Source organism: Sulfolobales archaeon, assembly GCA_038897115.1.
Classification (GTDB): Archaea; Thermoproteota; Thermoprotei_A; order Sulfolobales; family AG1; genus AG1.
Map to the genome: position 1 here is coordinate 1 of JAWAXC010000032.1, position 22,097 is coordinate 22,097.

Here is a 22,097-nt window from a genome sequence, read left to right on the forward strand (position 1 = left end):
TATGCCCAGATCGATATGGTGGCTAGGTATCTAAGGATGAAGGGGTATAGGGTTATAGCACCATGGTATGCTGATCGGAATGGGCTTCCAGTAGAGATCCTTGTTGAGAGGCAGACAGGGATCAATCCCCATGAGATGGCGAAAACGCCTGAGGGTAGGGAGAGGTTTCTAGCCCTCTGTAAGGAGAGGTTAGACGCGGTTGAGGCAGAGATCGTTAGGATTTGGAAGAGGCTTGGATGCTCCTTCGAATACTGGGTTAATGGAACTGATAGCCCGGAGTATAGGAGGATCACACAGGCTACATTTATAGAGATGTGGAGGAGAGGCCTTATATACGAGGCTGAGAGGCCTGTCTATTGGTGCCCTAGATGCATGACCACTCTTGCTGAGGCTGAGCTTGAGTATGTTGAGAAATCATCAGATCTATATTATATAAGGATAGAGCTGACAAACGGATCCAGCGTTACTATTGCAACAACAAGACCAGAGCTCCTGGGCGCAATGGTTGCTCTAGCCTATAACCCAGAGGATCCTAGGTATAGGGGGTTGGAGGGGGCTAGGGGAAAGGTTCCTATATATGGGTATGAGGTGCCTGTGATCGCTCATAAAGAGGTAGATCCCTCCTTCGGAACTGGGATAGAGATGGTATGTAGCTATGGAGACTCGAGGGATATGAGGATTATAAGGGAGCTAGGCCTAACCGATAGGGTCAGGATTATCATTGATAGAGATGGAAGGCTTAACGAGCTTGCAGGGGATCTGAAGGGGCTAACAATACAGGAAGCTAGGCAGAGGATTGTTGAGAAGCTGAGGAGCATGGGTATCCTAGAAAGGGTTGAGAGGATCGAGGGTAGGAGGATACCAACATGCTGGAGATGTGGAACCCCGGTTGAGATAATACATTCTAGAGAGCTCTTTCTAAAACAGCTAGACTATAGAGATGAGCTGATAGAGATCTCTAAGAAGATAGAGTTCAAACCTGAGTTCCACAGGCAGAAGCTAATAGACTGGATCAAGAGTATCAGGATAGACTGGCCCATATCGAAGACGAGGTACTATGCAACAGAGGTACCACTATGGAGATGCAGATCTTGCGGAGCATATCTAGTCCCAGAGCCGGGGAGATACTATAGGCCGTGGAAGGATCCCCCGCCATTCGATAGATGCCCAGAATGCGGGGCTGGGAGGGAATATCTCGAGGGTGATAAAAGGGTTTTCGACACATGGTTTGATTCAAGCATATCGCCCCTATACGCCTCAGGCTATATGAGGGATGAGAAACTATTCTCCCAAGCATATGGCAATATATTAAGGCCCCAGGGCTACGAGATTATAAGGACATGGCTCTACTATACAATCCTAAGGATCTACCTATTGCTCGGGATACCCGCATTCAGATGGGTTAGAATCAGCGGGATGGGCTTGGATGAGAAGGGCGAGGCTATGCATAAGAGTAAGGGAAATGTAATAGATCCAGAGCCATATATAGAGAAATATGGTGCAGATGCATTTAGATTCTGGGCAGCAGGATCTGCAAGGCTCGGCTATGACTATAGATTTAGCGAGAACATGATAAAAACAGGTGCTCTCTTCATAACGAAGGTATGGAATATAGCTAGATTCATAACCAGATTCCCAGAGCCGAGCGATGACTATTCATTAAGACCAATTGACAGGGCTCTCCTAGCTAGGCTTGCATCCGTTATTAGACAGGCTGATAAGGCATACTCAGAGTTCGATGTTTATGAGCCTATACACCTCATATACGACTTTACATGGAATATCCTCGCAGATCACTATATAGAGGCTGTCAAAGCTAGAGCATATAATGATGGGAAGAGATATAGCGTTGAGGAGCAGAGGGGTGCATGGTATACCCTCCACAGATCGCTGGATATGGTTCTAAGAGCACTAGCACCAATCATGCCGTTCTTCACAGACTATCTATGGAGAAGCATTAGAGGGAGATCTATACATCTCGAGAGATACCCAGAGCCTCCAAAGGAGTGGGAGGGCTGGAGCGATGAGCCCCTAGAGATGCTCATAAAGATAGACTCAGCTATATGGAAGTATAAGAAGGAGAGGGGTATGAGGCTCTCGGAGAGGCTCGAGGCAGTAGTATATGTTGATAACCCTATAGCAAAATCTATTGAACAGGAGATATTAGATCTCCACAGAGTAAGAGCTATTGAGGTCGGGAAGCCAGGGGATGGGGCGGAGGAGATAGCCCCAGGGATATGGGTTAAAATGATATAGGGAAGCGGTTAATTCCTCCCAAGCACCTTACACAGGGAGAGACCTTTGGTATATGTGATTGCGATAACAGGTGCTAGTGGTGTGATCTACGGGTTAAGGGTTGTTGAAGAGCTCTCAAAGAGATCTAGGGTTGATGTGATAATCACGAAGGAGGCTATAAAGGTTTCTGAATATGAGTGCCTCGCGGGTGAGGAGCTCATGGATAGGCTAAGATCTATGGGGTCAAACATATATCTAGAGGACGAGATAGACGCTCCACCCAGCTCTACAAGCTATCTAGTCAAGGCGAAGGGGGTTGCGATAACCCCATGCTCCCTCACAACACTGGCTAAGATAGCATCTGGGATAGCGGATAACCTTGTAACCAGGACAGCTATTAACGCCCTTAGAATTAGAAAACCCCTGGTACTTCTGATCAGAGAGACCCCTCTAGGTGTGACAGAGCTTAGGAACATGCTAGCCGTGGCCGAGGCAGGGGCTATAGTGCTCCCAGCATCTCCTGGCTTCTATACAAACCCATCTAGGATCGAGGATATGGTTGACTTTATAGTTGGTAAGGTTCTAGATATGCTTGGTGTTGAGCACGAGATCTATAGGAGATGGTCTAGGGATCAAAGCCTTATTCGAGCTCAAAACCTCTGCCGCCAAGCTTTCGGCTCAAAAGCCCTCTGAGCTTTTTAGCCCTCATCTCCTCCTCCTCTATCTCTCTGAACATATCATCACTAGCAGATCTCCTCCCCTGCTCCACAGCATATAGGCATGTGCCATCTGGTAGTAGGTAGAACTTCTCACAGGCTGAGAACTGGCATACACCCCCGATACAGAGATCATTTACCCAGTTGCAGAAACCAACAAACTTAACCCTACCACCATCATCCCTCCTAACAATCCCTAGGGCTTTTTTAGAGCATTTGAAATACGGGCATAACGGGTTACACTTCTTACCATCTGGCATTGGCTTGAGCTCTCCCTCTCTAAGGCTAACCTCTCTAGATACCTGTCTATCAACCCTACCGAACCTCTGATCCCTGTGATGGGGTTGTTGGGAGCCCCCTCTATAGTCTCTATAACCCCTCTCATCTCTTTGATAAGGCCTATCACCAGATCTACTATAGCCCTCCCCACCGCCTCGACCTCCCTGGCCCCTATGCTCCCCATATCTCCTATTATCTCTTTGGCTCAAGTATCCAGCCTCGTTCCTCAAAACTTTATCCACTTAAAGCCTATATATCTTATATCACCTGATTTACCCACGATAGCATATATCAGGGTCTTTCTAACGCTATGGCTAAGCCTGCCTGTCCTCACAATCATTATAGGATCTATGCTCTCCTCTATCTCCATAACATCTACTAGATAAGGTGCATGCTCATATCCAGGCCCCTTCTCATATACAGCGAAGGCTACTCCATATTTCATCCCAGATCTCACAACATACCCCCTATCCCTGAGATCTCTGTAGACTAGATATTGAGGCTCGAAGCCATCCATAATCTTAGATGCATATCTCCTGAAATCCTCACAACCTATTTCAGAGCCATTCATGATAAGCCTTAGAACACCCTTCTCACATAGATATAGCGTTTCTAGCATAGAGAGTTCGAGAGGCCCCTTATATCTAACCCCGGGCTTCGGCTTTTTCACACCAAAGGGTTTTCCATAGAAGCCAGCTGAGTAGATCTTCTCAACACCCTCTGGATCAAAAACCAGGGATCTTGCACCAACCACGATAGCCTCATAGCTCCTCTCAAACCCCCTGAGAAATGCTCTACCCTGCAGCTCCACTTTATAGCCCATATCTCTTAGATCCCCCAATCCTATAAAGCTCTATACCCTATGCATAGCCACATATTTGAGATATATAGAGAGCCTCCAAAGCGTATCAGATATCCCCTCAAGCCTCTCTATAATCTCCATCATAGGCACCATCGTATCGGGTGATTTAGAGAGGTTCTTAACTATATATGGTATTGTGTTTCTATATATCTCATCAGCCTGCTCCTCCAACCTCTCGATCTCTATAGCATCTTTGGGGGCTGTCTGTGGATTTGAGTTAAGGCTTACAAGTAGATCCTCTAGCTTCCTAGTCTGTCCTTCAACCATTGATATGAGATCCTCTATAGACTTTGATATATCGCTTGGCACCGATGATCCTGTGTTGAGTATATCTAGATATAATGATATATCTGCCGCACTCTCACCAACAGAGATCATACCTGTGATGACCTCAGCATATATATCTTTAAATTGAAGGCCCAACCCAGTCCTCACAAGATATTCCAGGGTTTTAAACCCCTCTACCTGGAGATCCTCTTTAAGCTTCCTTATCTTCTCCATCCTACCCCTTGCACCATGTATATTACCAACCAGGATCTCTTGGAACATTGTTTTTAGCTCTGACACCTCGTTCCATAGGATCCTAGAGTCGCTCCTCATCTTCTCAAGGAGATTCATCTCGGCTATGCTAAGTCTACTCATATCATAGGGGTTAACATATTCCTCTGCCAATCGCTACACCCGGCTTCCGATATATTTATGTTCGAGAGTAAATAAGTAATCCGCAGATCAATGATGTATAGAGGTTTATGTTAATAGCTTCTAAGCGATATACTATCTAGGGGTGCCATGCTACTCAGATTCGATAATATAGTTATATTATCAGCTGTTAGAACACCTATAGGGAAGTTCGGCAAAAGCCTAAGAGATCTCAGAGCCCCAGAGCTAGGCTCAATAGCTATTAGAGAGGCTATAGCTAGATCAGGTGTTGAGGTTGAGGACATAGGATTAGTTGTTATGGGAAACGTTATAAGGGCTGGGGGTGGGATGCTAACTGCGAAGCAGGCCTCTATATTAGCTGGTATACCCGCTACCACGGAGTGTCTGAATGTAGATATGGTATGCTCATCTGGAATGGCATCTATAGCTACAGCTGCCCTATATCTAGAGAAAGGGGTTGTAAACATCGCAGTCGCAGGTGGTATGGAGAGCATGAGCAGCTCTCCATATCTAATCCCCCAGAGCCTTAGATGGGGGGTTCCCCATCTAACCAATAGATCTCTTAGTATCTATGATTCCATGTTGGTTGATGGGTTAACAGATCCGTTCACAGGTTATCATATGGGGAAGATAGCGGATCTATATGCTAGGAGGATAGGTGCTCCAAGGGAGGATCTTGATTTAATAGCGCTTGAAAGCCATATGAGAGCCTCTAAAGCGAGAGACTCGGGGTTCTTCAAAGACGAGATAACACCGATCAAGCTGAGCAAGAATGGGAATACATATTATTTAGAGCATGATGAGGGGATAAGAGACGATCTTACGCTGGAGAAGCTAAGGAGTATGAAACCTGTTTTCACACCAGAAGGCCCCCATACAGCGGGCAACTCATCCCAGCTAAGCGATGGGGCTGCAGCTATAATCCTTGCTAGGGAGGACTATGCTAGGGAGAGGGGGTATAAACCAATAGCTAGGCTTAAAATGTACTCAGGCGTAGACACTGAGTCAAGCGAGTTCCCCTGGGCACCTGTACCGGCTGTGAGGGAGATTCTGAGGGCTGCGGAGCTAGAGCCAGGGGAGATAGATCTTTATGAGAATAATGAGGCATTCGCTGTATCAACATATATATTTGTTAAAGAGCTTGGCATACCCATGAGCAGGTTAAATATACATGGAGGCGCAATAGCTCTTGGACACCCACTAGGCGCTACAGGCACTAGGCTAGTTGTAACCCTTATAAATGCCCTTAGACGTAGAGGGGGGAGAAGGGGTATAGCGTCTATGTGCCACGGGCTTGGAGGAGCCACAGCTCTCTATATAGAGCTTATATAGCGTTCTAGCCAGCCTGTGGCCTAGCCTCTGAACCTGAACCCCTTGTCCTACACCTCTGTTTCTCGAGACTATATATCGTGGGGGATATCCAGAGTATCCAGGCGGGCACGGCTTTTATAAATTCATAGGCCTCCTCCCAGCTCTCCAACCCAAGATCCTGTGCTAGCTTCTCAAGGCTATACTCCATCTTCACATAGTTATTCAAGATCCTCACTACATCCTCATTGATCTCTATCTTCTTCCCCCTCACCTCAACATAGATCGGATCGCATAGCTGTGACAAACACCCACCCACCCTTTTTATAGATAAAAAGCCTATAAGGAAGAGCGTTCCCTATCTATCGTGCTCTTAAGCATCGTTACGCCATCCACAGACCCTCTACAATAGTAGCTCCCCCATGGTTATCTTTCGCTGCTGTTTACTGTCGATATCAATCCTGCTTAGTCCTCTCAGGACTATTAGATGGCAAATGCCACGTGCCTATCCAATACTCCTATCCATAGCACAACACCTATAAGCTCTTCTCTTACGAACAATTATTGAGGATGCTACTATGATCTCTATGAGCAGCTGTGAAGAGGAGAACGCACTCATAAGGCTCTGTATTTGCTCGAGGGAGATAGGCTCCCGAAAGGCAGTAGAAAGGCAAGACAGGGATGATGAGGCGAAGAGCTAAAAGCCCAGTGAAACCAGAATCCCTAGAGGTTCACATACCAAAGGTTAGAAGCCTTGCCTTTTAAGGCGGGGAGTAAAAAGCTTTTAAATATTGTGGTGCTTATTTGGTTGGAGTTGGTGCGTGGCGAGCCTAGCAGGCTAGGAGCCACGCACTGCCCGCAGCTGACGGCGGGCCCTGAGCCAAAGCGATGATGCAGCCCCTGTGAGGGGCTCCAGAGAGATGATGGTAGCCCCAGTGGGGGAAGAACTCCCCGTCAATCAAAGGCGGGGAGCCGTCAGACCCTACAGTTCTTAGGGGTCTACCTTCACTAATAAGCTTATCAGCTTTAGAACTTAAGGTTATAGCGCTAAAGAGTATTTAGAAGAGGCTGCTTAAAATATAAATGCTTTGGAAATGGTCATTAGTCCAAAAGAACTATAGATCATGATCCCGCCTTATCTATGTCTCTCTATTTATTTTTATCCCTCCATAGAACATACTATTGTGGAGAGAGATGTCCTCAATACTCGAGACATGGAGAAAGATCCTCGAGCTTGCTAGGAGACCTGATGATGAGGAGTACAGGCTATTCCTAAGAATAATATTCCTAGGCCTCTTCCTCGTAGGTGCGATATCCTTCACAATAAGATCTATAGCTATATTCCTCCTAAGCGGTGGCACATAATGGGCTCCGAGGAATCTATCGAGCCTCAGAAAGGATCTGGTGGGAGGGAGGGGATAACACAGCTATTCGCGGTAAGAACCACTGGAGGTCAGGAAACCAATGTAGCCCTTATGATAGAGATGTTTGTAGAATCATCTAACCAAGGCGGTAAAAAAATAGATGTGAGAGCCATAGTTGTTCCTCCAGGGATAAAGGGCTATGTGATCCTAGAGGTGCCAAGCCTACACATGGTATACCAGGCTGTGAAAGATATAAAGCATGTTAAAGGCAAGGCAGCGGGGGCCGTTAGCTTCAAGGATCTCGAGAAGATGCTCAAACCAGTCCCAGTGATAGAGGAGCTTAAGGAGAAGATGGTGGTTGAAATAGTAGCAGGGCCCTTCAAAGGTCTTAGAGGCACTATACAGAGTATCGATAAAAATAGGATGGAGGTATCAGTGGCTATAGTGGAGTCTCAGTTCCCAATGAATATAACAGTCCCCGCGGACTTTGTCAAGCCTGTGAAACAACAATAGCTTATCCTAAGCATCTGATCTCTACATATGCTGGTTGATCCACTCTGCTATTAGGATCAAGATAGACTAGATTCTGGTTCAGATAATGCTATTACCAGAAGCGTTGAGCTGGGGGTTAACGCTGATAATTATTGGGAGAGCTCTTCTTCAACATTTTAACAATTGATCTTCTATGTGTTAATAGAGCGCAATGCTTATAAGCATGAAAACCCTACTATCGTTGCGAGGAATCGGGGATGTGTATTCACTAGATCAGAGGATGTGTGGAGAGAAAACAGCTTAAAAATACAATGTAGTATAAACAGTATAAGTATAGCTCATGTGATCATATTTAGAGTATATATAAGAGGATCAGAGGTGATCGATTATTGCATGCCTCGTTAAGCTTGCAATACCCAAGGGATCTCTTGAGAAACACGTTTATGAATTCCTTGAAAGGGCTGGCTATACCCTCATAGGTAGGGAGAGGAGTTATAGACCATTAATAAATGATCCCGATATATGTGTTAAGATCCTCAGGCCCCAGGAGATACCTATATATGTCTATGAGGGGCTCCATGATATAGGTATAACGGGTCTTGACTGGGTTCTAGAGCAGGGTTTAGGCGATAAGCTACCCATACTACTTGAACTCGGAATTGGCAGGGTTAAGCTTGTTCTTGCAACCCCTAAGGGGTCTGGGTATAGAGATGCTGAGGATCTCATCAAGAGGTTTGCCGATGAAGATAGGATCCTTAGGATCTCTACTGAGTATCTCAATACATCAGCTCGATATATATCGAGTAGGAGGAGCTATAGAGAGAGGTATGGCTCAACATACCCCCTAATTATAACCCCATGGGGGAGGTGGGGTGAGAATAGAATGGTTCAGATAATCCTATCATTCGGAGCAACAGAGGCTAAGCCTCCTGAGGAGGCTGATGCTATAATAGATGTGTCCGAGACAGGCACTACACTTGAGAGTAACGGGTTAGAGGCGATAGATGTTGTGCTAGAGTCACAGGCGGTCCTCATAGCAAACCCATCTTCGCTCAAGGATAGAGCTAAGGCTGAGAAGATCTCAGATATAGTTGCTATATTCAGAGGCGTGATAGACGCTAGATCTAGATATCATATCTTCATAAATGTGAGGAGGAGCAATTTAGAAGAGCTCCTAAAGATCCTCCCAGCCCTTAAGAGCCCCACAATAAGCCCCCTAGCAGATCCCGAGTGGGTAGCTATAAACACTGTTATCGGTAAAGAAGATCTTATAAAGATCATGCCGGTGCTCAGGAGACTCGCACAGGGCCTAGTCGTTTATGAGCCCAAGCTAGTCATACCACTCGAGGATCTTGGGAGGGGCTAGCTGTGCCAAGGATCTATAGGGTATATAGTGATCTAGATATAGAGGATGTATTGAGGATAATCAGATCCTCTATCGATTTAGAAGGGGCAATCGATGCTGTGAAGCCAATTATAGAGGATGTTAGGAGGAGAGGTGATGACGCTGTGATCGAATATGCTAGGAGGCTCGATGGAGCTGATCTAAAACCGGAGGAGATCTACATAGATAGATCCAGGCTCTCGGATATAGCATCAAAAGCAGATCTAGGGCTCGTGGAATCCCTTGAAAAACTCTCTAAGAGGATTGAGAATGCCGAGCGCCCCCTACTATCCATAATATCGAGCATATGGAGGATCGAGGTTAGAGAGGGGCTCTATATAGAGGTTTTCTTCAAACCAATCGAGAGGGTTGCATGCTATATACCAGGAGGGTTTACACCGTATGTGTCAACAGCCCTTATGTGCGGTGTAACAGCGAGAATAGCAGGTGTTAAGAGGCTTGTAGCACTGCTACCCCCTAAAGCCCTAACCCCCGGTATGGCTGCATCTCTCCTGATAGCTGGGTTCGATGGTGTGTATAGAGTTGGAGGGCCATATGGTGTGGCTGCTGTTGCATATGGAACCAAGAGGATCGAGAGGGTGGATAAGATCGTGGGGCCAGGTGGGATCTATGTTACCGCCGCCAAAGCATTGGTATCGAGGGTTGTTGGTATTGATATGCTTGCAGGGCCTACAGAGCTTATTATATATATAGATAGAAGGGGGTATGAGGAGGAGATCCTTCTCCACCTAGCCGCTCAAGCAGAACACGGCGATTCTGTGCTTCTAGCCGTGGTTACACCTGATAGCGAGATCGCTAACAACCTAGCTAGAATAACCTCTGAGAGAGCCTCTAACACGGGATCCAAAGCCTTTGAAAGGGTTTCAAGGCTCCTCAACATAGTTATTGTAGATAGTGTTGAGAGAGCGGCAAAATTTATAGATACCCTCTCAGCAGAGCATGTTGAGATATGTAGCAACCTAGAGGGGCTCCGAGATATGCTTAACAGCTATGGGGTCCTCATAGATGGATGTGTCTCTAGCGCTATAAACGACTACTACTCAGGTGTAAACCACATACTCCCCACAATGTCATGGGCAAGGGTTAGGGGAGGCCTATCGATCCTAGACTTTGTAGCTCTGAGGAGGAGGGTTATTTATAGGGGTTCTAGGGATGGTCTGAGAGATATAGCTAGTGAGGTGATGCCCATAGCGATGGAGGAGGGGTTCCAACTACATCTAGACTCGATCTACAGGGGTGTTAGGGGTTGATGGATAGGATCAAAGCCTTTATCAGGGAGAAGGGAGATCTTGTATATAGCTCTGAAAAGGGGTGTACATATCCTTTAGATAAGAATGAGAATCTATTTATACCAAGGGAGGTTATAAGAGAGATCATGGTTAACGCCATATCTAGAATAGATCCTAGGACATATCCTGGTGGGGAAGAGGAGGAGCTTATATGGGAGATCGCAAAGACCTTCTCAATAGATCATGAATCTATTGTTATTACAAATGGTGGTGACGAGGCAATAGATCTTCTCCTCACCCTAGTAGGCTCTCTAGGAGAGAGACCTAGGATAGCTATTCTAAAGCCTAGCTTCCCCATGTATAGCCTTAGATCTCTGCTAAGGGGTTATAGGGTTGAATATATAGAGCTGTCTGAGAATGGCTTCTCTATAGATGTTGATAGAGCTATTGAAATAGCATCTAGATCCGATCTTGTGTTTCTCTGCAGCCCCAACAACCCAACTGGGAATCTCCTTCCACGTGATGTGATAAAATCCGTTGCAGAGGCTTCGAAGGGGATAGTTGTTCTAGACCAAGCTTATAGGGAGTTTGCTGAAGATCCTCAAGATGATCTTTTAAAGTCATATGAGAACATAGTAGCTATAAGAACATTCTCTAAGGCATATGGGTTAGCAGGGCTCAGACTCGGATATATAGTTGCTAATAGGGAGATTGCGAAGGCCCTTAAGATCCTGAGGCTACCCTTTCAAATGAACAAGTTCACACTCGCAGCAGGTGTTGAGGCTCTCAGGATGAGGGATAGGCTTCTCAGATATGTTGATGATGTAAAAAGGGCTAGGAAGATCCTAGTAGCAAGGCTGAGGGATATAGACTACCTAGAGGTCTATGATACACAAACAAATTTTGTCCTCACAAAAATACATATAGATCCTGGGAAGGTTGTTAGGGCTCTAGAGGATAGGGGTATATGTGTAAAGCTATATAGGGGTCTTTTCAGGGAGGGCGACTCCTATCTCAGGATCACGGTTCCTGAAGACAGTATCATAGAACTATTGGTTGGGGTGCTCGAGAATGTTGGGTGAGAGGATAGGGAAGTCTGTGAGAGAGACGAGAGAGGTTAGGATCTATGTTGAGGTGAATCTAGATAGGGAGGGCTATAGGGTTAGGACGCCATATAGATTCTTCACACACCTCCTAGAGACATTTGCTCACCACGGCGGCATAGGGATCTCTATAGAGGCTGAGGGTGATATGGCACATCATGTGATAGAGGATACAGGGATAGCTTTTGGGGAGGCTCTTTCAATAGCGCTTGGGGATAGAGCTGGTATTAGGAGGTTTGGATATTCATTGATCCCTATGGATGATGCTCTAGTAGCAGTTGCCATAGACCTTGTTAGAAGACCCTATAGCGAGATAAGACTAGGCCTTAGAGGAGCATATATCGAGGATATAGAGGGCTCGCTTATAGAGCATTTCCTCAGGAGCACAAGCTACTCAGGCTCCTTCACACTCCACGCTTTAAAGATATATGGAGAGGATCCCCACCACATAGCTGAGGCATGTTTCAAAGCACTCGGAGTATCGCTCTCACAGGCAGCCTCGAGATCCGGGAGAGGTTCTATAAGCGTTAAGGGTGTTGCCTAGTGAGGGTGGCTATTATAGATAATGGATTTGGAAATCTGGGGAATCTAGAGAACTATATTCTGAGAACCCTAGGGGTTAGGGCAGAGATTGTGAAGGAGATTGGGGGGCCGGGGAGATATGAGCTAGTAGTACTACCTGGTGTAGGTAGCTTCTCAGCCCTCTCAGAGAGGATATCGGGGCTGAGAAGCCAGATAGAGGAGCATCTAGAGGCTGGGGGATATGTATTGGCTATATGCCTTGGGATGGAAGCCCTTTTCGAGGAGAGCGAGGAGGGCCCTGGGAAGGGTCTTGGGATATTCAGGGGGAGGGTTATCAGAATACCGAGATCTTCTGGCATGAGAACCCCTAGGATTGGCTGGTCAAGGCTTGAGATCCTTAGGAAGATATCTCCATGGACTATACTCGATGGTGCGTGGTATTACTATGCACACTCATACTATGCTATCACAACCGAAGACTCCGTTATAGGTATTTCGAGATATGGCCCGCTGGAGATACCATCACTACTGGTTAAAGATAGGATAGTTGCAACACAGTTTCATCCAGAGAGATCTGGGAGATATGGGGATCTATTTGCAGAGGCCCTTAAAAGCTATATGAGGAGGTAGGGATGGAGGTGCATGTTGCACTCGATATCTATGGGGGGATGGTTGTGAGGATAACAAGGGGGGATCCTCGGGATATAATTATATATTCTAGAAACCCCATTGAAAAGGGTTTAGAAATACTTGATGCTGGGGTTAAAAGGATCCATATCGTGGATCTCGAGGCAGCTATCGAGGGTAGATCAATTAGTCGTCTCACACTCGAAACAGCTAGAAGGCTTAAAGAAGCCGGTGGCTTTGTAACAATTGCAGGGGGGATTAGGAGGGTCTCAGATCTCGAGTCTGCCCTAGAGACAGGGGCTGATAGGGTTGTGGTTGGCACCGCAATATATAGGGGCGATCTAGCTATTGAGGATGTGCTTAGGCTCGGGGGAGAGAGGGTTGTGCTCGCATGCGATATAAGGGGAGGCTATGTTGTTCACAGTGGTTGGAGAGCTAGCACAGGGCTTGGGATCAGGGATATCCTCAGAAGATATGCCGAAGCCGGCTTCAAGCTCTTTCTAGTCACAATAGTTGAGAGGGATGGAACAATGGGTGGTCTGGATCTCAAAGCCCTATCTATGATCCCCGATATATATAGGAGGCATATAATCTATTCCGGAGGGGTTTCGTCTAAGAGGGATCTTGAGGTGCTTAGGAGGGAAGGGTTTAGAGGGGCTGTTGTTGGGAAGGCTTATTATGAGGGTCTCCTCTCTCCACATGATATAGCCTCTATGGAGGATAGCTAACATGGTTACCATAAGGATCATCCCGTGCCTTGATATGGATAAAGGTGTTGTTGTGAAGGGAAGGAGCTTCCTAGATCTACGAGTTGTTGGAGACCCCGTAGAGCTGGCAAGGAGATATGAGGAGGAGGGTGCTGATGAAATAGCTGTGCTAGATATAAGCGCATCTCCAGAGGGTAGGGAGTTCTCACTCGACGCGCTGAAGAGGATAGCTAGGGAGATCTCGATACCAATATTGGCTGGGGGAGGCATCAGAAGTATTGAAGATGCGGAGAAGCTCTTCAGAGCCGGGGCTGACAAGGTTAGTGTGAATACATATGCTGTTAAAAGGCCGGAGCTGATAAGGGAGATATCATCGAAATACGGGTCTCAATCAACAGTTGTTGCGATAGATGCTAGGAGGGTTGGGAATAGGTATAAAGTATATATAGGGGGTGGAAGGGTTGAAACAGATCTAGACCCCTTTTCATGGGCATCAAAGGCCGTAGATCTAGGTGCTGGTGAGATCCTCCTCACATCGATAGACGCGGATGGATCTAGATCAGGCTATGATCTCGAGTTAATAAGGGGGGTCTCAAGCTCTGTCAGTGTTCCAGTAATAGCCAGCGGTGGCGCCGGATCCCCTGAGGATATGGCTATGGCAATCATAGCCGGGGCCTCTGCGGTTCTCGCAGCATCGATCTTCCACTATGGGATCTACAGGATCTATGATGTTAAGAAATACCTAGCTGATAAGGGATTTCAGGTGAGGATCTAGATGAAGGAGATAGAAGATCTCCTAAGAGAGATAGACTTTGAAAAGGGGGGAGGCCTTGTCCCAGTTATTGTTCAGGATGCCATTACAAAGGAGGTCTTGATGCTTGGATACGCTAACCGAGAGGCCCTTTTAAAGACAATAGAAACTGGCTATGCACACTTCTGGAGCAGATCCAGAGGCAGGCTTTGGATGAAGGGCGAGACATCGGGGAATCTTCTGAGGGTTGAAGAGATACTTATAGACTGTGATGGCGACTCTATCATCTATATCGCAAGACCCTCGGGGCCTGTATGTCATACGGGGAATAGGAGTTGTTTCTTCAAAAGCTATAGGATTTCTATGAGGCCTCTCCACCCTAAATAGGTTTCCACCATATAAATAACGATCCTAGCTACTCTACAGCTGGCTCCTCCATATATACCACGCCATTGTCAGCATCTATAGAGACTCTACCCCCTATGGGTAGTGGATATACATGGTGCCCATGCTCATCTCCCCCGTGGCAGCATGGGAAGTTTATGAAGGATGGCGAGGCCACATATCTCCTAGCCCTATCCACTATAACCTCCTCCAGACTCGGTGTTGGGGCTCTCACCTCTGGCTCTGGGAATTCGCCGAATATGATCCCAGATGCTCTCTGTAGATGGCCTCCATGGGCTAGTGCTGTGAGATAGTTATCCACCCTCCACGCATCCTCCCTTATATCCTCTATAAATAATATCTTCCCCTCTGTGTTCACAGCATATCTTGTGCCCTGTAGAAGTGTGAATATGATTAGGTTTCCACCGACAACCTCTCCAGAGGCTCTCCCAGGGTTTATGGTCTTTGGGAATGGCCCTTCTTCTGGTGGCGCTAGTTCGAGCACCTCTCCCATGAGGATCTTTATCACCATCTCCAGGTTTTTCTGATACCTCCTCATACCTATCTCATCACCTAGCTTGGGGGTGGTGGCTATCATCTCACCATGTATACTTACAAGCCCTATCCTAGAGTATAGGGCGTTCTGCAGGCTGGTAACATCGCTGAAACCTATGAATGGCTTGGGATTCCTCTCGATCACATCATAGTCTATTAGATCCAATAGCCTGAGGCCGCCCGCGCCGCCTCTAACACACCATATAGCTCCCACATCATCCCTCTTAAACCCCTCAACAATATCCCTAGCCCTCACCTCATCAGGGGCTGATAGATACCATCTCCTCATAGCATATTTAACGCTCTCCCCAGCTATGATGCTAAAACCCTGCTTCCTAAGGATCTCTATGCCGAGGCTGAGATTCATATTTGGATATACTGGGTAGCTCGAGGGTGCAACAAGATAGATCTTAGATCCAGGTTTTATCTTAGGAGGCTTTATCCTGGCCCTCAAAATATATCGCCACAGATAGTTCTGTAGAAATAATTTAAAGTTTAGATAAGGCTATATAACTCTCCCATATAAGATCTTATGATCAAGCTCACATACTAGAGAATAGATCTTTTATAATTCTAGGTATGCTATGGATCCTGCCTTAACCTTTTATACATAATCTGATCTCCTCGGCTGCGGCCTTTAAAGCCTCATATATTTTTCCTGACTCCCTCTCCCCCTCGCCTGAGTATAGCACTAACTCCTCCCCTGGGATCCTTATTTCTTCGCGAACCCCTTCTAGGGATGCTCTATATGCTATTGAGTAGGGGAATGGATCTACCTGCGTATCTTTATATAGCTCTCTATAGCTTCCAAGGTATATGGGTTTCATTGTATGTTTATTTATACATCTAATCAGCTCATATGCCGAGTCTCTGTTTAGGCTTCTCTCTATCTCTCTGAAGATCTCGTAGGGAAGCCTCTCCCTCAGATCCTCTAGGATCCTCTCTCCCTTAACCTCTGTGGGCTCTAGGTTTTTAAGCCCTATATATAGTTCTCTCCCAAGGATCTTGGTGAATCCAGGCTGTTGATCCTCTATGTCTAGGTCTGTGTGGTATATTGGATAGAGATCTTCTAGGTTGTGGAGGGTAATCGTTGGGATCCCTACTCTCCAGAGTGATGGGGCATCTGTATATGGATGTCCATATCCTTCTAGCCTAGTATCGAGTGGAACACCTTCGAGAAGGGCTATGAGGTGGTCTGGCGATGTTGTTGATACCCTTATAGGCTTTCTAAAGGCTGTATCTATAATTATTGCCAGTAGGATTTCCCCAGCATCTATCTCTCTAGCATATACCCTGGATCCATAGCCCCAGTACCAGGCAGGCATGTTGGGGTCTCCAAACTCCTCTGCTGTGAAGCTTACAAGCCTTATATCGTGTAGAGCCCTGCCTGTTCTAGATATTTGGATAGCTATCTCCATGAGGGTTTTCACAGCGATCATATTATCTCTGTAGCTGTTAAACCACCTATCGTGGTGTGCAGCAACCAAGATAGAGCCCTGCCTTCTACCCCCTATCAAGCCCTCCACCGATATGCCTCTAGAGGATCTGATCCTAGCGACTGAGCTGATCTGTATCTTCTTACCAATCATCCTCCTAGCAAGCCTTACACCATCTTCGAGCCTTATATGGACAGCTGGTATCCCCGGGCTAGATCTATGGTTATATCCATAGCTCCACACACCACTCACAACTATCTTTCTAAACCTGCTTGGATAGTAGTCATAGAATATAACTGCTTTAGCACCCCTTTCAAAGGCCATGTTATAGATATTCCATATATTATCTGGAAAGCTTGTTGTAGAAGCGATAAGGATCTTATCGCTACAGCTCTCTATATCCTGGGTTAGAACACCCTCTATATCGCCTCCCATGGTTGGCGGGATAGGGACACATTTGATACCATTAACATAGCATTCACCATGGATCCACGAGATCACATCCACGCTATGGAGTCTCACATCGAATCCAAGCTCCTCAAGCCCAGCCCTTACCTCATTTACATCCCTTAGCTCTACCTCGCTACCAGCTATAGCATCCAACTAGATACATCCCAGCTCTATAATTTAACACAACATTTAAACATCCATAGCAAGTGTTAAGGTCGTTGGAAAGCTATTGCCCTTGGCTGCTGTTTTGGGTTTCGCTGTGATTCATCTTTATTAATAACGTCTCTGAAGACGATAAAGATTTAAAGCTCTATCTATATCTTCTAGCTATAAGGAGCCCACTATGAGCTCGATGAGCAGTTGCAAGGAGGAGGAGCTCCTATGAAGCCTCCCATTCGCCCGAGGGAGATAAGCTCCCTTAGGTGGGTGGGAAGGCAAGACAGGGGGTAATGAGGCGAAGGGCTAAAAGCCTGGTGAAACCAAACCCCCTAGAAACTCAATAGATATAGATATAATAGCTAGGATCTCCGTCTAGATAGAGCCTAGTCATGATGTAATGAAAATCACATCTTAAAGATCAGGGATGGGTTAGCAGCGGTATTTCCCTTCATATTCTTGATAACCCTAGAAACTCTCCGTTATGCTTAAATTCCACCTAATATTTCTAATAAAATTGGAAAAGGAGGGTAAATGGTCAAAGATGGGGGATAGCTCTGGGGAAGAAAATAGAAATACCCAGTCTATACAGAGTCTAGTGCTAGAGGATAAGGATTCGAGGATCATTGGGAAGCATGTGTATGCCAACCTATACGATCCAGATCCAAAGTATATATCTAATGAGGAGCTGCTTAGAAAACTAGTTGTTGAAGCAGCTGAAAGAGCTAACATGCACCTGGTAGAGGTTAAGTCATGGAGCTTCGGTGGGAGGAAAGGCGGTGTATCTGTTATAGCGCTTATAACTGAGAGTCACATATCTATACATACGTGGGTTGAATACTCCTACGCTACTGTTGATGTATATACATGCGGTGATCACTCGGATCCCTGGAGAGCTATGGAGTATATAATAGAGGTTCTCAAGCCCAAGAAATATTCCATTGGATATGCTAATAGAACGCAGGAACTGTAGATCCCTCTCTAAATCTAATAGCTTTTGTTCATAATTATTTTTTAACTTGTTTTTATTATTTTAATCATAATATATGGTCTATGCATAGTGTATCAATTGCTATCCCCGTAGATTCTGATTCTATCATAGAGATCACCTCGGGATCTCTGAAGGGTATATAGCCAACAGCTTTGAAGCCAGCCTCCCTAATGAATCTTATATCCCTCGGCGAGTCGCTTATAACCACAACCTCCTCCCTCGAGATGCCGAGTTGTGCATATATATTTGCTAGATATTCATAGAGATCTCTCTTCGTCGCCCCTGGCCATAGGTCTCCCGTTGAATATACCCTGATAAGCTCGGTGGGGAAGCCATAGCTCTGGAGCTCCTCCATAAACATCTCGGCCTTCACCTCCCTCCCAGTTACTATTGCTGTTACGTATCTCCCAGAGGATGCTAGGAGCAGGCTGTCTGAGCATGGCATGGGTTTTCCATATCTTCTATTCTCTAGATATTTCATCCAAACAGATCTCCAGAAATACCATCTAGCCATCGGATCGCTTGGTCTTGGTAGCTTCTCCCTATAGTATATCTTCATAAACTCCCTAGGATCTGTGTCAATGCTTATATCCCATCCATACTCGCTCCACACGCTGGAGATAGCTATTACCAGCTCTTGCGAGGTGTCTACAAGGGTCATGTCTAGATCTATGAATAGGGCCTTAGAGCTAGATAGGATCTTCCTAACCTCCTCCAGAGCCCCATTACCCCTTATCCAGGTTCACCCTCTATAATATTGAAAGGGGTGTTATAGGAGATTCAGCGAGCTCCTAAGACATCACTGCTCAGAGACCGCCACACACATCATCTCTACAGAGCTCGCCATAGATAATAATGCTGAGAAGCCTAATAGATATTTCTCTCTAGATAATAATATGGTTGTTTCATATTAGGAGGTTGAGCTAGATAGTATCGGTGGGGTTATGAGCAGCGCTGGGGCTGGAAGCACAGCCGATATGATTGTGAACGGGCTCCTAACGATCTATAACTGGCTAGTTAACATAATAACAACTATCCTCCAACAAACAATACTAAAAGATAATCCCGATATAGCTAGGGAATATGGATCTGCTTTAACACTGCTAATATCGCTAACCGCTGTATATCTCCTACTAGTGCTTGTCTCAGCATTCAAAAAGATCCTTGGAGTAATCATAGCCATAGGCTGGATAGTCATCATCATAGCACTAGTATTAAGAACAGTATCGCCTAAGTAAAGCCATAAATAAGAGATATAATGACTTGCTTATCAAATTAATATTATAGCTGAAGGCCTCGCCTTAAGAGTGGGGATAGCGCTAAACATACTAAGTAGGCTGGAATGAGCGCTAAAGCTACGAATAAGTCTTTTTGTTAGAAACACGATGATAAGGTTTAAAACATCCTGAAAAAGATAGCTTTGGTGCATAGGATGCAAATATTTAGATCTCCAAAGTATATCTTTGATTTTCTTGCTAGATGCATCGTTAGGGATGGTGACATTAATTTGCTGAGTGATCGCTGGATTATTGGTCTTGGTATTGGTCACCGGCTTTTCGAGGAGTTCGCCGGAATAGATAATGAGGTTACGGGCACATGTAGGGGTTTAAGAACATTTAATATCTCCATCAACGGGCATAAGGTGACTTTAATAGCTTCTGCTGCTGGAGGCTTATATACTGAGGAGCTATTAGGTGTTGCATATCATAGAGGTGTTAAATACGTAGTTGGTCTTGGTGCTTGTGGAGCTCTTAGAGAAGATCTTGATCTATGTGATGTGATAATACCCATAGCCTCTGTTAGGGGAGAGAATCTCACCGATTATTATGTAGAGAAATCCTATCCCGCTGTAGCGGATTTCGATATGCTGAGTATTCTAAAAAGCGAGCTCGAGGAATCTGGTCTAAAGCCTAGGATAGGTATTGTATATACCACGCCATCAGTACTAACAGAGGATCCTATGAAGATGAAGATCCTCGGTGATATGGGTATATCCTGCATCGAATGCGAAGTATCAGTGCTATACACCATATCCCGATTGATAGGGATTAGATCAGCCGCTCTGCTTATCGTTAGTGATCACGTTGTGAAAGAAAAACAACTAGATGAAGCAACGCAGAAGAACTATAGAGACCTGCAAAAGAGGATCCTCAGTATCGTGGTGAATATGCTATCGAGGTTAAACATCTAGCACCTAGATAGATCCAGAATATCTGTTTAAACCTTAGCAGAGAAGGCCTGGCACGCATAAGCATAGCATGCTACTCCACCGATCCACCGATTTAAGCTAGCTTAATGTTTTATAAAAGGTAATCTATGTGGATATGCCTATGCATAGATTAGAGGTGGAGATTCTTAAGAAGAGATCCTCAATGTTTTTAGAAGAGGCTAAACACGCCCTAGATAGAGGTTTCTATGACTTAACATGCTTCCTAGCCGAACAGTCTCTACAACTCTATCTAAAAGCTGTGTTGCTGGAGCTCGTAGGCGATTACCCTAGAACTCATAGTATTAGGCATCTACTGGGTGAGCTAAATAGGGTTCTTAAATCCCAAGATCTAGAGGGTTTTGTTGCTGCGAATAGATCTAGGCTTCTAGCCCTTGAAGACGCATATATAATGTCTAGATACTATATTAGGGAATATGAGAGGGAAGATGCGGAGGACATGGTAAAGCTTGTGGAGGAGGTGCTCTCTCTACTTAAAAGGATCCTGGGTGATAGGCGGTGAGCATATTCATGGATACCTCGGCTAGACGTGCTAAGCTGTTGAGTGAGTGGAGATTATGGGTTCCCAGAATAGCTAAAGTAGTCAAGGAGGTTATCCCAGATGCCGAGATCTATGTTGTGGGAAGCGTGGTTAGAGGTGATAGTGTTGGTGGAAGCGATGTAGATATACTGGTGGCCTCTGAATATACTCCGGAAAAAAACATGGAAATAGCTAGGCTGAAAGCTGCTATAGAGGATAAACTGAGCCTGCCATATTATCACCCATTTGAGATACATATACTGAAACCAGGGGAGGCTAGATACTTTATAGAGAGGTCGAGAGGATATGTATTGAGAATAGCTTAGAAGAATTCTCAGATCTCCCCATCATAAAACCAGGTTTTTAATGATAGAACTCTAGCATAGGGCACAGCTGAAATCATGTAGATGTGGGTCTCAAGCCTGGTTAATAGCTAATAAGTTATATTTTTTGTCACAGCTATAGCTGATGATCTACAGATGATGAACGAGATCTCCATAATATCTAATACCTACTACTTCACACATATCAATACCCTATACCCTCTCCAACATAGATGTCGTAAGCCTAGAGCTTTCTATGAAAAACTATATATTATTATGTATTTTTAAAGAGAAAATAACATGGTTATTTTGCCTAGCTTAAGAAAGAATCGATGAACCCATAGGAAGGGATAACATTAGGAAACACGCTGAAAAATATAGCAAAGGCATTAGAGATAATGAGAGTTAGGCCTTGCGAGAAGAGCTCCACATGGTTACCTTACCAATACCTAAAAGTTCTTAAGCTTAAGGATTCTCCACTTATCATCCCCATCGATCCTGTTAACATCTATAGCATCGTGCCGCTTTCCAGCCTTGCTCAGCTCTTGGCACCAATATTATCTGAAAAGAATTAAAGAATTATTTTAATAGCTGTTTATAGAGTCTGGCGAGAGCGTGAAATAGTGGAATCGGACGCATTTGTGGTGGCGCCGGGGGCGGGATTTGAACCCGCGCGGGGTTTCCCCCACCGGCTTAGCAGGCCGGCGCCCTACCAGGCTAGGCGACCCCGGCTCTATTATTATATTATTCATGTGGCTTTTTAACTTTCAGATCTGTTCAATACTCTGTCTTGAT

25 protein-coding genes and 1 tRNA gene are annotated in these 22,097 nt (G+C 45.4%); 18 read left to right on the plus strand and 8 right to left on the minus strand.

Going from position 1 to position 22,097, the window contains the following annotated elements; all coding sequences use genetic code 11:
* Both QXE01_05615 and QXE01_05620 read left to right on the plus strand, forming a co-directional pair.
* The coding region (locus QXE01_05615) for a valine--tRNA ligase (GenBank protein MEM4970713.1) at positions 1-2,256 on the plus strand (2,256 nt) is incomplete at its 5' end.
* Between the two features lie 54 nt (positions 2,257-2,310).
* The gene (locus tag QXE01_05620; protein ID MEM4970714.1) at positions 2,311-2,928 is read left to right on the plus strand and encodes a UbiX family flavin prenyltransferase; all 618 of its coding nucleotides are present in this window, start codon (positions 2,311-2,313) and stop codon (positions 2,926-2,928) included.
* On the opposite strand, the gene QXE01_05625 is transcribed toward QXE01_05620, so the two are convergent.
* Genes QXE01_05625 through QXE01_05635 form a run of 3 tightly spaced genes read right to left on the minus strand, consistent with a single transcriptional unit; the run spans position 2,876 to position 4,764 of the window.
* On the minus strand, positions 2,876-3,439 hold the full coding sequence (locus QXE01_05625; protein ID MEM4970715.1) for a hypothetical protein: 564 nt from the start codon (positions 3,437-3,439) through the stop codon (positions 2,876-2,878). The two genes, QXE01_05620 and QXE01_05625, sit on opposite strands and share 53 nt — an antisense overlap.
* Before the next feature lie 17 nt (positions 3,440-3,456).
* Positions 3,457-4,053, minus strand: a complete 597-nt coding sequence (gene endA / locus QXE01_05630) for a tRNA-intron lyase (protein MEM4970716.1) — start codon at positions 4,051-4,053, stop codon at positions 3,457-3,459.
* A gap of 30 nt (positions 4,054-4,083) precedes the next feature.
* Entirely contained in the window at positions 4,084-4,764 is a 681-nt protein-coding gene (locus QXE01_05635) for a DUF47 family protein (protein MEM4970717.1), read from the minus strand.
* A gap of 117 nt (positions 4,765-4,881) precedes the next feature.
* Between QXE01_05635 and QXE01_05640 the strand changes: the two genes are divergently transcribed.
* Positions 4,882-6,084 (plus strand): thiolase family protein, encoded by a 1,203-nt coding sequence (locus QXE01_05640; protein ID MEM4970718.1) that lies wholly within the window; start codon positions 4,882-4,884, stop codon positions 6,082-6,084.
* A gap of 4 nt (positions 6,085-6,088) precedes the next feature.
* On the opposite strand, the gene QXE01_05645 is transcribed toward QXE01_05640, so the two are convergent.
* The gene (locus tag QXE01_05645) at positions 6,089-6,367 is read right to left on the minus strand and encodes a hypothetical protein (protein MEM4970719.1); all 279 of its coding nucleotides are present in this window, start codon (positions 6,365-6,367) and stop codon (positions 6,089-6,091) included.
* Positions 6,368-7,254: 887 nt separating this feature from the next.
* Between QXE01_05645 and QXE01_05650 the strand changes: the two genes are divergently transcribed.
* The 10 genes from QXE01_05650 (at position 7,255) to hisI (ending at position 14,647) form a co-directional block, all read left to right on the plus strand.
* Positions 7,255-7,425 carry a hypothetical protein gene (locus QXE01_05650; protein MEM4970720.1) on the plus strand — a complete coding sequence of 57 codons (171 nt, stop codon included), beginning with the start codon at positions 7,255-7,257 and terminating at the stop codon, positions 7,423-7,425.
* The gene (locus QXE01_05655) at positions 7,425-7,937 is read left to right on the plus strand and encodes a transcription elongation factor Spt5 (protein ID MEM4970721.1); all 513 of its coding nucleotides are present in this window, start codon (positions 7,425-7,427) and stop codon (positions 7,935-7,937) included. Before QXE01_05650 ends, QXE01_05655 begins: the two co-directional genes overlap by 1 nt.
* A 391-nt stretch (positions 7,938-8,328) precedes the next feature.
* Positions 8,329-9,282 (plus strand): ATP phosphoribosyltransferase, encoded by a 954-nt coding sequence (gene hisG / locus QXE01_05660; protein MEM4970722.1) that lies wholly within the window; start codon positions 8,329-8,331, stop codon positions 9,280-9,282.
* 2 nt (positions 9,283-9,284) lie between these two features.
* Positions 9,285-10,571, plus strand: coding sequence for a histidinol dehydrogenase (gene hisD, locus QXE01_05665; GenBank protein ID MEM4970723.1), 1,287 nt, complete (start codon positions 9,285-9,287; stop codon positions 10,569-10,571).
* A complete protein-coding gene (locus QXE01_05670) occupies positions 10,571-11,632 on the plus strand; it encodes an aminotransferase class I/II-fold pyridoxal phosphate-dependent enzyme (GenBank protein ID MEM4970724.1) in 1,062 nt (353 codons plus the stop codon). The genes hisD and QXE01_05670 overlap by 1 nt, the downstream gene beginning before the upstream one ends.
* Positions 11,622-12,197, plus strand: a complete 576-nt coding sequence (gene hisB, locus QXE01_05675) for an imidazoleglycerol-phosphate dehydratase (GenBank protein MEM4970725.1) — start codon at positions 11,622-11,624, stop codon at positions 12,195-12,197. Before QXE01_05670 ends, hisB begins: the two co-directional genes overlap by 11 nt.
* Positions 12,197-12,805, plus strand: coding sequence for an imidazole glycerol phosphate synthase subunit HisH (gene hisH / locus QXE01_05680; protein ID MEM4970726.1), 609 nt, complete (start codon positions 12,197-12,199; stop codon positions 12,803-12,805). Before hisB ends, hisH begins: the two co-directional genes overlap by 1 nt.
* Positions 12,806-12,807: 2 nt before the next feature.
* The gene (locus tag QXE01_05685; GenBank protein ID MEM4970727.1) at positions 12,808-13,530 is read left to right on the plus strand and encodes a HisA/HisF-related TIM barrel protein; all 723 of its coding nucleotides are present in this window, start codon (positions 12,808-12,810) and stop codon (positions 13,528-13,530) included.
* Position 13,531: 1 nt separating this feature from the next.
* Positions 13,532-14,284, plus strand: coding sequence for an imidazole glycerol phosphate synthase subunit HisF (hisF, locus tag QXE01_05690; protein MEM4970728.1), 753 nt, complete (start codon positions 13,532-13,534; stop codon positions 14,282-14,284).
* Positions 14,285-14,647 carry a phosphoribosyl-AMP cyclohydrolase gene (gene hisI, locus QXE01_05695; GenBank protein MEM4970729.1) on the plus strand — a complete coding sequence of 121 codons (363 nt, stop codon included), beginning with the start codon at positions 14,285-14,287 and terminating at the stop codon, positions 14,645-14,647. It abuts the gene before it with no gap.
* A gap of 28 nt (positions 14,648-14,675) precedes the next feature.
* Here hisI and QXE01_05700 read toward each other — a convergent pair whose 3' ends face one another.
* Both QXE01_05700 and QXE01_05705 read right to left on the minus strand, forming a co-directional pair.
* Entirely contained in the window at positions 14,676-15,653 is a 978-nt protein-coding gene (locus QXE01_05700; protein MEM4970730.1) for an LD-carboxypeptidase, read from the minus strand.
* A 142-nt stretch (positions 15,654-15,795) separates the two neighbouring features.
* Positions 15,796-17,238, minus strand: a complete 1,443-nt coding sequence (locus QXE01_05705; GenBank protein MEM4970731.1) for a M28 family peptidase — start codon at positions 17,236-17,238, stop codon at positions 15,796-15,798.
* Positions 17,239-17,785: 547 nt separating this feature from the next.
* Here QXE01_05705 and speD point away from each other — a divergent pair.
* The gene (speD, locus tag QXE01_05710; protein ID MEM4970732.1) at positions 17,786-18,214 is read left to right on the plus strand and encodes an adenosylmethionine decarboxylase; all 429 of its coding nucleotides are present in this window, start codon (positions 17,786-17,788) and stop codon (positions 18,212-18,214) included.
* A 64-nt stretch (positions 18,215-18,278) separates the two neighbouring features.
* Here speD and QXE01_05715 read toward each other — a convergent pair whose 3' ends face one another.
* On the minus strand, positions 18,279-18,893 hold the full coding sequence (locus QXE01_05715) for an HAD hydrolase-like protein (GenBank protein ID MEM4970733.1): 615 nt from the start codon (positions 18,891-18,893) through the stop codon (positions 18,279-18,281).
* 283 nt (positions 18,894-19,176) lie between these two features.
* On the opposite strand from QXE01_05715, the gene QXE01_05720 reads away from it, so the two are divergent.
* The 4 genes from QXE01_05720 (at position 19,177) to QXE01_05735 (ending at position 21,305) form a co-directional block, all read left to right on the plus strand.
* Positions 19,177-19,470 carry a hypothetical protein gene (locus QXE01_05720; protein MEM4970734.1) on the plus strand — a complete coding sequence of 98 codons (294 nt, stop codon included), beginning with the start codon at positions 19,177-19,179 and terminating at the stop codon, positions 19,468-19,470.
* A gap of 194 nt (positions 19,471-19,664) precedes the next feature.
* Positions 19,665-20,423: a hypothetical protein gene (locus tag QXE01_05725; GenBank protein MEM4970735.1), complete on the plus strand. Its 759-nt coding sequence runs from the start codon at positions 19,665-19,667 to the stop codon at positions 20,421-20,423.
* Between the two features lie 139 nt (positions 20,424-20,562).
* The gene (locus tag QXE01_05730; protein ID MEM4970736.1) at positions 20,563-20,961 is read left to right on the plus strand and encodes a HEPN domain-containing protein; all 399 of its coding nucleotides are present in this window, start codon (positions 20,563-20,565) and stop codon (positions 20,959-20,961) included.
* Entirely contained in the window at positions 20,958-21,305 is a 348-nt protein-coding gene (locus QXE01_05735; protein ID MEM4970737.1) for a nucleotidyltransferase domain-containing protein, read from the plus strand. Before QXE01_05730 ends, QXE01_05735 begins: the two co-directional genes overlap by 4 nt.
* A 642-nt stretch (positions 21,306-21,947) precedes the next feature.
* On the opposite strand, the gene QXE01_05740 is transcribed toward QXE01_05735, so the two are convergent.
* Positions 21,948-22,034, minus strand: a tRNA-Ser gene (locus QXE01_05740).
* Positions 22,035-22,097 lie beyond the last annotated feature (63 nt).

Bases quoted from the DNA above. Each gene is read 5' to 3' on its own strand.
- endA (MEM4970716.1), bottom strand. From the start codon at position 4,053: ATGGGCTATAAAGTGGAGCTGCAGGGTAGAGCATTTCTCAGGGGGTTT.
- QXE01_05640 (MEM4970718.1), top strand. From the start codon at position 4,882: ATGCTACTCAGATTCGATAATATAGTTATATTATCAGCTGTTAGAACA.
- QXE01_05650 (MEM4970720.1), top strand. From the start codon at position 7,255: ATGTCCTCAATACTCGAGACATGGAGAAAGATCCTCGAGCTTGCTAGG.
- QXE01_05655 (MEM4970721.1), top strand. From the start codon at position 7,425: ATGGGCTCCGAGGAATCTATCGAGCCTCAGAAAGGATCTGGTGGGAGG.
- QXE01_05670 (MEM4970724.1), top strand. From the start codon at position 10,571: ATGGATAGGATCAAAGCCTTTATCAGGGAGAAGGGAGATCTTGTATAT.
- hisB (MEM4970725.1), top strand. From the start codon at position 11,622: ATGTTGGGTGAGAGGATAGGGAAGTCTGTGAGAGAGACGAGAGAGGTT.
- QXE01_05685 (MEM4970727.1), top strand. From the start codon at position 12,808: ATGGAGGTGCATGTTGCACTCGATATCTATGGGGGGATGGTTGTGAGG.
- hisF (MEM4970728.1), top strand. From the start codon at position 13,532: ATGGTTACCATAAGGATCATCCCGTGCCTTGATATGGATAAAGGTGTT.
- hisI (MEM4970729.1), top strand. From the start codon at position 14,285: ATGAAGGAGATAGAAGATCTCCTAAGAGAGATAGACTTTGAAAAGGGG.
- speD (MEM4970732.1), top strand. From the start codon at position 17,786: ATGGGGGATAGCTCTGGGGAAGAAAATAGAAATACCCAGTCTATACAG.
- QXE01_05715 (MEM4970733.1), bottom strand. From the start codon at position 18,893: ATGACCCTTGTAGACACCTCGCAAGAGCTGGTAATAGCTATCTCCAGC.
- QXE01_05720 (MEM4970734.1), top strand. From the start codon at position 19,177: ATGAGCAGCGCTGGGGCTGGAAGCACAGCCGATATGATTGTGAACGGG.
- QXE01_05725 (MEM4970735.1), top strand. From the start codon at position 19,665: ATGCAAATATTTAGATCTCCAAAGTATATCTTTGATTTTCTTGCTAGA.
- QXE01_05730 (MEM4970736.1), top strand. From the start codon at position 20,563: ATGCATAGATTAGAGGTGGAGATTCTTAAGAAGAGATCCTCAATGTTT.